Here is an 8,703-nt window from a genome sequence, read left to right on the forward strand (position 1 = left end):
CCGCCGCCCAGCTTGCAGTCCGCCGCGCTGGTACGCCCGTCCGAGCCCATCACCAGGATGTTGATCGGGGTGCGGCCGAACGCGTCGGGCTTCTCCGTGCCGCCCTTGCCGTCGAGGGAGAAGCTCTGGATGTTGCCGTTCAGGTGGTCGTAGAACCACCAGCCGGCACCGGCGGCGACCAGGAGGAGCACGGACAGGGACCCGGCGAGGAACACGAGCATCCGCCGGGCGCGCCGCACCGGGCGGGCACGCTTGCCGCCGGTGGAGCGGGCCGTGCGCTGCACGGGCACCCGGAGGACGGGGGTACGTGCCCCGCCGCCCCGGCCGTTTCGCGGATCAGCGGTCGAAGCGCCCCGCGGCACATCGGCGGTCTCCGCGCGCTGATCTTCCGGCATCCGGTCCTTCCTCACTGCGACAACGGCGTATCCGGGGAGGCTAGAGCGCCGCGCACCCCGCCGGCAGGAACGTTCGGGAACCGCTCGGGGCCGACTGATTTCCCCTTCGCCCCGGTTTACGGGCAACGACCGGCCACCCGGCCTCCGGCACCACTGCCATGGTCCGGCCGCGCGGGTGTCAGCCGGCGATCCCCGGTCCCCGGCCGGTGGCCCGTGGGGGAACCGTCGTCGGACGGCGGGCCAGGCCCCGGACTACGGTTCGCGAGAGGTCTCGGGCGGTGTGTCCGGCAGGGTCACCGCCACTTCCAGCCCGTCGGGGCGCAGCGGAGCGGCTTTGAGCGTGCCGCCGTGGGCGCGGACGATGGAGTGGACGATGGCCAGGCCCAGGCCGTATCCCGCGGGGCGCCCGGCGGAACCCTCCCTGCGCGTGTCCAGCCGGTGGAAGGGCTCGAAGGCGCGGTCGACCGCCTCCGGGTCCAGCTCGGGGCCGGAGTTGCGCACGGTGAGCCGTACCCGGTCGCCGTCCGTCCGGGCCACCGCGACGGTCACCGACCCGTCAGGGCGGTTGTGCCGTACGGCGTTGTCGACGAGGTTGCTCACGAGCTGCCGCAGCAGGGTGGGGTCGCCGGTCAGCCGGGCGTCGCCGGTCGGAGCGGTGAGTTCGACCCCGGCCTGCCGTGCCTGCGGCCGCGCCTGGGAGCAGACCTCCCGCGTCACCTCGCCGAGGTCCACCGGCAGCCGCTCGATCGCTCCGTGGTCGGCCCGCGCGAGGGTCAGCAGGGCTTCGGTGATCTCGGTGGAGCGCCGGTTGAGGACGAGCAGCTGGGAACCGGCGTCGCGCAGGTCGTCCGGGTCCGGCGAGGCGAGGGCCACCTGGAGGATGGTGCGCATGCTGGCGAGCGGGGTGCGCAGCTCGTGCGAGGCGTTCGCGGCGAACCGGCGCTGCGCCTGGAATGCCTGTTCGAGACGGCGCAGCATCGCGTTGAAGGTGTCCGCCAGCTCCGTGATCTCGTCCCGCGGCCCGGACAGCGCGATGCGCTCGTGCAGCGTCGAGTCGGCGATGCCCCGCGCGGTGGAGGTGATCTGCTTGAGCGGTGCCAGGGTCCGGCCGGCCACGAACCAGCCGACGACCAGGGAGATCAGCAGCAGGATCAGGAAGACGACGCCGCCGAAGATCAGGAGCGCCTGGAGGAAGTCGGCCTTGGAGGAGACGTCCACCGACAGCAGGCCGGGCTTGGCCCTGTCCGCCTGATCGGCGGCCGGGGTGCGGCTGGGGGAGGGGGAGGGGGCGAGCCCCGGCAGGTGCGGAGTGGCCCCGCCGTCGGGGGCGCCGGCCCCGGTACGGGGACTGGCTCCGGTACGACTGGCTCCGGTACGGGCACTCGCGCCGCCCTGGGGACTCGCGCTGCCCTGGGGGCTCGCGCTCTCCGGGCGGCCGGTGTCGGCCCCCGCGTCGGGAGAAGCACCCGGACGCTGCACACCGGTGACCGAGGGGCTGGGCGTGACCGCGGGATGCGGCGCCCCGGTCAGCGAGGGGGCGTAACTGGGGCCGTACATCATGAAGAGGTACAGCAGCCCGACCATCGCCGCGCCCGACGCGGCGAACAGCGCCCCGTAGGTGAGGGTGAGCCGGGCGCGGATGGTCAGCCGGGGACCGGAGGCGGTCACGAAGGGCCCTGGAGGTAATAGCCGGCGCCGGTCCGGGTGTGCAGGAGGCCCGGCTCGCCGAGTTTGCGGCGCAGGGTGGACACCGTGACCTTCACGGCCTGCGTGAAGGGGTCGGCGTGCTGGTCCCACGCCTTCTCCAGCAGCGTCTCGGCGCTGACCACGCCCCCTTGCGCGGCCATGAGCACGTGCAGCACGGCGAATTCCTTCCGCGTCAGACGCAGATACCGCCCGTCGCGGTAGGCCTCGCGGCGGAAGGGGTCGAGCCGGATCCCGGACCATTCGAGCACCGGCGGGGGCGGCGCTCCCGCCCTGCGGTGCAGCGCGTGCAGCCGGGCCACCAGCTCCGGGAAGTCGAACGGCTTGACCAGATAGTCGTCCGCGCCGAGCCGCAGCCCGTCGACACGGTCGTCGAGCGAGGACGCCGCGGTGAGCATGAGCACGCGCATGGTGCTGTACTGCTCGGTGATGCGCCGGCACACCTCGTCGCCGTGGACGCCGGGCAGATCCCGGTCCAGGACCACCACGTCGTAGGCGTGCTGACCGATCTGTTCCAGCGCGGTGTCCCCGTCCGGGGCGTGGTCGGCGGCGATGGCCTCCCTGCGCAGCCCCGTCACCAGGGCCTGCGCCATGAACGGCTCGTCCTCGACAATCAGCACGCGCATGTGCTCTCCTCCCTGCGCCGTCCCGGTGACGCTCCGAGCGCGGATAAGGACGGCCTTCGTACGCCGGGGAGCCGCGCCCACCCGGCCGTACGAAGGCCCGTCCGCGGCGCACCGGGCTACGGTGCGGCGAGAGCGACGGTCGGGGGGGTGCGAGCGGCGCGCAGAGCCGGGTACAGTCCTGCGACCGCACCGATGACGGCTGTCACGCCGACTCCGCCGGCCAGCGCAGCCAGCGGAACCGCGGTGGGCCAGTCCTGGCTGAGAGCATAACCCGCGGTGACGGCCGTACCGAGGGCCGCCCCGCACAGCCCGCCCAGGCAGGACAGCAGCAGCGCCTCCATCAGGAACTGCCAGGAGATGTGCCGTCGCGCCGCGCCCAGAGCACGCCGCAGCCCGATCTCACCGCGCCGTTCCATCACCGCGATCACCATGGTGTTGGCCACGCCGATCCCGCCGACGAGCAGCGCCACCGCGCCCAGCCCCACGTACAGCCCGGTGAACGAGGCGTCGGCGGCCTGCCGGGCCTTGAGCGCGTCGGAGGGCCGGCTGACGGACACGTTCTGCGGGTTCTCCGGGTCGGCGGCCCGTGCCAGCATGCTCCGGATGATCTCCACCCGGCTGTCGGCGGACCGCTCGTAGATCTCGGTGGGCCTGCCGTCGAAACCGAGGAAGCGCTTCGCCGCCTCGTCGTTGACCAGTACGGCGCTGTCGAGTTCCGGCGCCAGCGCCACCGGATCGAGGACGCCCAGCACGGTGAAGTACTGGTTGCCGACCCACACCTGTTCGCCGGGGCCCGTGACGCCCAGCCGGGACGCGGCCGCCTGGCCGAGGACCGCGGTCGGGTAGCGGGCAGGGGCGTGATCCAGCCATGCCCCCCGGTTCATGGTCGCCTTCAGGGACCGCAGCAGCCGGGTGTCCGTGGCGACCACACTCAGCATGTTCGACTCCTCCGGGTCGACGCGCGCGTTGCGGTAGGCGTTCACGTTCTTCAGCTGCGCGGTCCCGCTGACGACGTCCACCCCCTCGACGCGGGCGATGGTCTGCACCGCGGGGACCGGCAGGACGACCGGATCGCCCGTGTCCGGATCGACCGCGGTCGTCGGCTGCACGGTCAGCAGATTGGTCCCCAACTTGTTCAGCTGGACGTTGAGCTGGGCCTGGCTGGACGACGAGATGCCGATGACGGCGATCATCGCGGCGATGCCGATGGCGATGCCCGCGGCGGAGAGCACGGCGCGCAGCGGCCGCCGGCTCAGTCCGCTGGCGCCCAGCCGCAGCAGGTCCCCGCCGCGCAGCCGCGAGGGCCGGATCCGTGCGCGCGCGGTCCTGGCCGTGCCGGGCGTCATCGCGGTCCCGGCCGTGTCGAGCGTCATGCGTGTCCCTCCGCTGCCCCTGGTGCGGGCACGAGGGCCCCGGTGTCCTCGACCAGCCGGCCGTCGCGCATGACCAGCCGGCGCGGCAGGCTCGCGGCCAGGTCGTTGTCGTGGGTGATGACGATGACGGTGGTGCCCGAGGCGTGCAGTTCGCGCAGCAGGCTCACCACCATGGCGCCGGAGCGGGTGTCCAGCGCCCCGGTCGGTTCGTCCGCGAGCAGGATCGCCGGGTCGCCCACCACGGCACGGGCGATGGCCACCCGCTGCCGCTCTCCTCCGGACATCTGGTGCGGCCGGTGGTCCAGGCGGTGGCCGAGGCCGACCCGGTGCAGGGCGGCGGCGGCACGGTCCCGGCGGCGGCGCCGGGAGCGGCCCGTGTACAGCAGGCCGTCGGCGACGTTGTCCACCGCACGGGTCCCCGCCGCGAGGTGGAACTGCTGGAAGACGAAGCCGATACGGTGCGCGCGCAGCGCGGACAGCTTCCGGTCGTCGAGCCGGTCCACCGGGTGGCCGTCCACCACGACCCGGCCCGTGGTGGGGCGGTCGAGGGTGCCGATCAGATTGAGCAGGGTGGATTTGCCGGACCCGGAGGGGCCGACGACGGCGACCAGTTCGCCGGGTCCGATGGCCGTCGTCACGTCCCTCAGCGCATGGACGCGCTGGGGTCCGGTGCCGTAGGAGCGGCCGACGTCGGTCAGGCTCACCACGGGATCCGCGGAGCCGCCGGCGGGTGCCGGCGTGGCGTCAAGGGAGCTGGCGGTCACAGCCGGGGCACCCCCACGCGCTCGCCCTCGCTGATGCCGGGGCCGCTGATCTGCACCCGGCCGTCCGCGAACGTGCCCGTCCGCACGGGCACCAGGCGGACCTTTCCGCCCTGCACGAGCTGCACCGAGTAGCCGCCGCTCTCGCTGGGCAGGAGCGCGGTGACCGGTACGGACAACGCGTCCTTGGCCATCATCCGGGTGAGCAGCACCGCGACGTCCGGGTTCTGCTGCTTGCGGACGGCCTGCGCGGAGTCCGGCTCCACCGTGATCGGCACGACCTGCTTGCCTTCCTTGGTCGTCGGGACGCCGACCGAGGAGACGGTCCCCTTCGTCGACGTGCCGTCGGAGAACTCGATGTCCACCGCCGCGCCCTTGACCGCGACGTCCTGGTCCGCGGAGGGCACCGTGGCCGACACGCGCTGACCGGAACCGCTGGCCTGGAGCACCGCCTGACCGGGAGCGATCCGGTCACCGGGGTGCATGCTGGTGCGGGTGACGCGCAGCGGGCCGGACGCGAAGACCACCTGGCCCAGCTCGATCTTCCCGCTCTGCGGCATGCCGTTGTCCTTCTGCCAGCGCTTCACCGCGGCCTCGGTCTTCTTGGTGAACTCGTCGTCCACCGTGAAGTCCGTGTAGCCGAGGTCGGCGAGGTTCTGCTCCAGCATGCGGACATCCGCCCCGTCCGACATGCCCGGCTTGAACTCCCGCCAGGCGGGCAGGGCGCCGCGCATCAGCAGGACCGGCCGGTCGTCGACGGAGAAGAGCCGCTGCCCCGGCCGGACGACGGTGTTCGACGACGGGACCCAGGTGACGATCCCGGTGAGCTGGTTCTTGACCGCGCGGGCGCCGGTGAAGCTCACCGTGCCCGCCACCCGCACCTGGGAGACGAGATCACCGCGGGTGATCTCCGCCGTTCCGGGCGGCAGTTGCCGGTGCGCCGTCGGCTTCCCGGACGGAGCGGACCGCAGCTGCGCCACGGTCACGCCGGCCGCGGCCAGGACGACGGCCGTCGCGATGAGGACGAGCACCCGGACCCGCCGGCGGCCGGGCCGCCGGCGCCGGGACGTGTCGTCCGCCGGGCCGCCGGAGCCGGCCGGCAGCACCGTGGTCTCGGCCTCGGTGTCGGTCTGCGTCACTTCTTCATGCCTTGCTGCAGGTACTTCATGAACTGCTTGTCGAGCGACGCGCAGGCCTTCTTCGCCTTCAGATAGACCGGGTCGTTCAGGTTGGCCGAGGGGCTGAGCGGCTGGTTCTTCCCGGCCCCCGGCGGAGGCTTGGGGTCCCACCCGTTCTCGCGGTAGCACTCCTTCAACCGGATTTGCAGGCTCTGCGCGTCGGGGTTGTTCAGGACGCTGTCGGGCACGGTGCCGGCCTGTCCTCCCTGCGGCTTGCCGCAGGCCTTGGTGGCCTTGTCCATGACGGCGGTCGGCACTCCTTGCGGCAGGACCGGCGTATCGCCCGGCTTCGGATCCGGGACGTCGACACCGTTGCTGCGCATGCACGCCGCGTACTTGACCGCGGCGGAGTCATCCGACCCTCCGTCCGCCGTCCCTCCGGACGACTGGCTGCCGGCCGTCTTGTCGCCCGAGCCCGCGGCGGCGGGTTTGTCGTTGCCGGAGCAGGCGACTGTGCCCGTGCCCAGCAGCACAACAGCGCCGGCGATGAGACCGAGTCGCTGAACCGTCGAATTCACGAACGCCTCCAGTGCGGGCCTCCTCGTGCGGGGGCCGCGCGTATTGCTGTCAGTGGCGTGAACGGCGCCGGGGTGCGGGGGGAGAGGCACCCCGGCGACCGTTCACGCCCCGATTCCACCGGAGGGGGCGTTGCGCGGAGGTTCGCGATTTCCCTTACCCTCGCGCAATACGCGGGCAAAACGGTCACGGCCGTCCGCCCGCGGCCGCCGCGCTTCCCTGGCCGGTTACGCTGGCGGCGGCCCGCCGGGGGAGGAGACAGGGACCGATGACGTCGATTCAGCTGCCGGTCGCCACCGAGCGACTGGTCCTGCGCCCGTTCACACCGGACGACCTCGACGCGCTGTACGCCTACCAGCGTCTGCCCGAAGTCGCCCGCTACCTCTACCGGCCGCCGCTCACCCGCGAGCAGTGCGAGCGGAGCCTGGCCCTGTGGGCGGCCGGCACGGCGTGGGCCGAGGACGGCGACGCCCTCGTGCTCGCGGTCTGCCGGGCCGGGGACGCCGTCCTGGTCGGCGAGGTCGTCCTGAAACTGGCGAGCGCACGGGCCCGCCAGGCCGAGATCGGCTGGACCCTCCACCCGGCCCACGGCGGCCGGGGCTACGCCACCGAGGCGGCCCGCGCCGTCACCGCCCTGGCCTTCGAAAAGCTGGCCGTACACCGGCTGTTCGCCCGCCTGGACGTGCTCAACACCGGCTCGGCCGGCGTGTGCGAGCGCCTGGGCATGCGACGCGAGGCGCACCTCGTCGACAACGACCTCGACGGCGAACGCTGGGGCAGCGAGTACGTCTACGCCATCCTCGCCCGCGAATGGCAAGCAGCCCAGAACCGGACCTGACGTACCGTCAGGAGCTCTGCGGTGGCCTCAACTCATCGGCGGGAGACCCGAAACCGGGACGAGGACCGGAACCGGTGCTCGCCGAGCAGCGCGGTGAGGCGCCCCCGCGCCACCCGCCAGCCGCGACGCGAGCGCCTCCGGCCAGGATCGGCACGGACAGCGCCGCGGTGCACACACCGCACCATCCGTGCGATCAGCTGAAGCGGCGAACTCGGGCCTGCCGGGACCGCGGGCCGACGACTTTCCAGTGCAGACGGTCAACCGGTTGATGGCGTGCATGACGTACAGGTGACGTCCCGGTGCAGTTCCGAGTAGCGCCTGCGCCGCAGCTCCCGGTTCTCGCGGGCCTCCTGGAGAGCCTGCGCCATCTCCAGCTCGCGCCTCTCCGCCCGGCCGGCACCCCGCTGGGTGAGCAACGCACCCCCGAGCGTCCCCGCCACACCGGTCACCGCGATCAGTACCGCCCCAAGTCCATGGGCGTACCGCAGACCGCCCCTGCGGCGACCAGGCATGGCGGGCCACCGAACGCCTGATGAAGGGCTTGGTGGGGGAGCGGTACGGAGAGCCGGCGGAAAAGTTCACGGTGACGAGGCGCTGGCGGCGAGGGAGGGCAGCTCAAGCCCGGACACTGACAGCAGACCGAGCTGCCGCCGTGGAAGCCGTCGGCGCGTGGCCCGGAACTCCGTCGCACCCACGTTCCGAAAGGTCCTTGCGGAATCAGTGCCTTGAAGGGGAGGCGTTTGTCAGAGGGGACGTGTACAGTTCGGCGGCTCACGACCAGGCCCCCTGTTGCTGCATATGCACGATGATGAACCCCTGGCAAATCATCTGAAATCCAACCGTGCATGCGTGCGGACATTCACCCGAACGATGTGTGATATCAGTCACCTCCATGGTGGAAAAAACGGGAACTACCAGCACGGTTCCCCGGATTGGGTGCCCGGTGCGGCCCGGTCAACATGCGGCTACCTGTCGCACGACTACGGCAAGGCAAGGCATAGTGGGGGCGTCGCCGCCGCCGAGTGTGACGGGCATCACAAAAGCCCGGTTTCGCTTGCGTACGCGGCGGTAACCGCATTCGGGCATAAGAGAAGGCCCCACCCGACGCAGGCCAAGCATCCCGGTGAAGCCTTCCCTCGCACGCCGTGTGCAGTGCGGCCGACCTGTTCAGGTCGGCCGGGGCCCGACCCCCCAGTCGGGGGCTTCCGCTCCCCGGGCCCGTTTCACGCGATCTCGTCGAGCACGCGGGGCAAGAACCCCAACCAACCGGGGAACCGCTCGGGGCGGTCCTGCTTTCTTTCGCACGGGCAGC

General features: G+C 72.3%; 8 protein-coding genes and 1 pseudogene. 1 reads left to right on the forward strand and 8 read right to left on the reverse strand.

All coding sequences use genetic code 11. The features are described 5' to 3' along the window. The 7 genes and pseudogenes from AC069R_RS30440 to AC069R_RS30470 all read right to left on the reverse strand — a co-directional run. Window positions 1-290, reverse strand: a pseudogene (locus AC069R_RS30440) (LCP family protein); the annotation flags it as partial. A gap of 357 nt (window positions 291-647) precedes the next feature. Next, window positions 648-2,063: a sensor histidine kinase gene (locus AC069R_RS30445; protein WP_478769951.1), complete on the reverse strand. Its 1,416-nt coding sequence runs from the start codon at window positions 2,061-2,063 to the stop codon at window positions 648-650. Further along, window positions 2,060-2,725, reverse strand: a complete 666-nt coding sequence (locus AC069R_RS30450; RefSeq protein ID WP_478769952.1) for a response regulator transcription factor — start codon at window positions 2,723-2,725, stop codon at window positions 2,060-2,062. The genes AC069R_RS30445 and AC069R_RS30450 overlap by 4 nt, the downstream gene beginning before the upstream one ends. A gap of 116 nt (window positions 2,726-2,841) precedes the next feature. After that, window positions 2,842-4,098 (reverse strand): ABC transporter permease, encoded by a 1,257-nt coding sequence (locus tag AC069R_RS30455; protein WP_478769953.1) that lies wholly within the window; start codon window positions 4,096-4,098, stop codon window positions 2,842-2,844. Then, window positions 4,095-4,862: an ABC transporter ATP-binding protein gene (locus AC069R_RS30460; protein WP_478769954.1), complete on the reverse strand. Its 768-nt coding sequence runs from the start codon at window positions 4,860-4,862 to the stop codon at window positions 4,095-4,097. Before AC069R_RS30460 ends, AC069R_RS30455 begins: the two co-directional genes overlap by 4 nt. Beyond that, complete coding sequence (locus tag AC069R_RS30465; RefSeq protein ID WP_478769955.1) at window positions 4,859-5,998, reverse strand: peptidoglycan-binding protein; 1,140 nt, start codon at window positions 5,996-5,998, stop codon at window positions 4,859-4,861. Before AC069R_RS30465 ends, AC069R_RS30460 begins: the two co-directional genes overlap by 4 nt. Continuing rightward, entirely contained in the window at window positions 5,995-6,555 is a 561-nt protein-coding gene (locus AC069R_RS30470; protein ID WP_478769956.1) for a hypothetical protein, read from the reverse strand. The genes AC069R_RS30465 and AC069R_RS30470 overlap by 4 nt, the downstream gene beginning before the upstream one ends. A 266-nt stretch (window positions 6,556-6,821) precedes the next feature. On the opposite strand from AC069R_RS30470, the gene AC069R_RS30475 reads away from it, so the two are divergent. Further along, window positions 6,822-7,391 carry a GNAT family N-acetyltransferase gene (locus AC069R_RS30475; protein WP_478769957.1) on the forward strand — a complete coding sequence of 190 codons (570 nt, stop codon included), beginning with the start codon at window positions 6,822-6,824 and terminating at the stop codon, window positions 7,389-7,391. A 257-nt stretch (window positions 7,392-7,648) separates the two neighbouring features. On the opposite strand, the gene AC069R_RS30480 is transcribed toward AC069R_RS30475, so the two are convergent. Then, window positions 7,649-7,903 (reverse strand): hypothetical protein, encoded by a 255-nt coding sequence (locus tag AC069R_RS30480; RefSeq protein WP_478769958.1) that lies wholly within the window; start codon window positions 7,901-7,903, stop codon window positions 7,649-7,651. Window positions 7,904-8,703 lie beyond the last annotated feature (800 nt).

This window comes from Streptomyces sp. NPDC043952 (assembly GCF_056435325.1).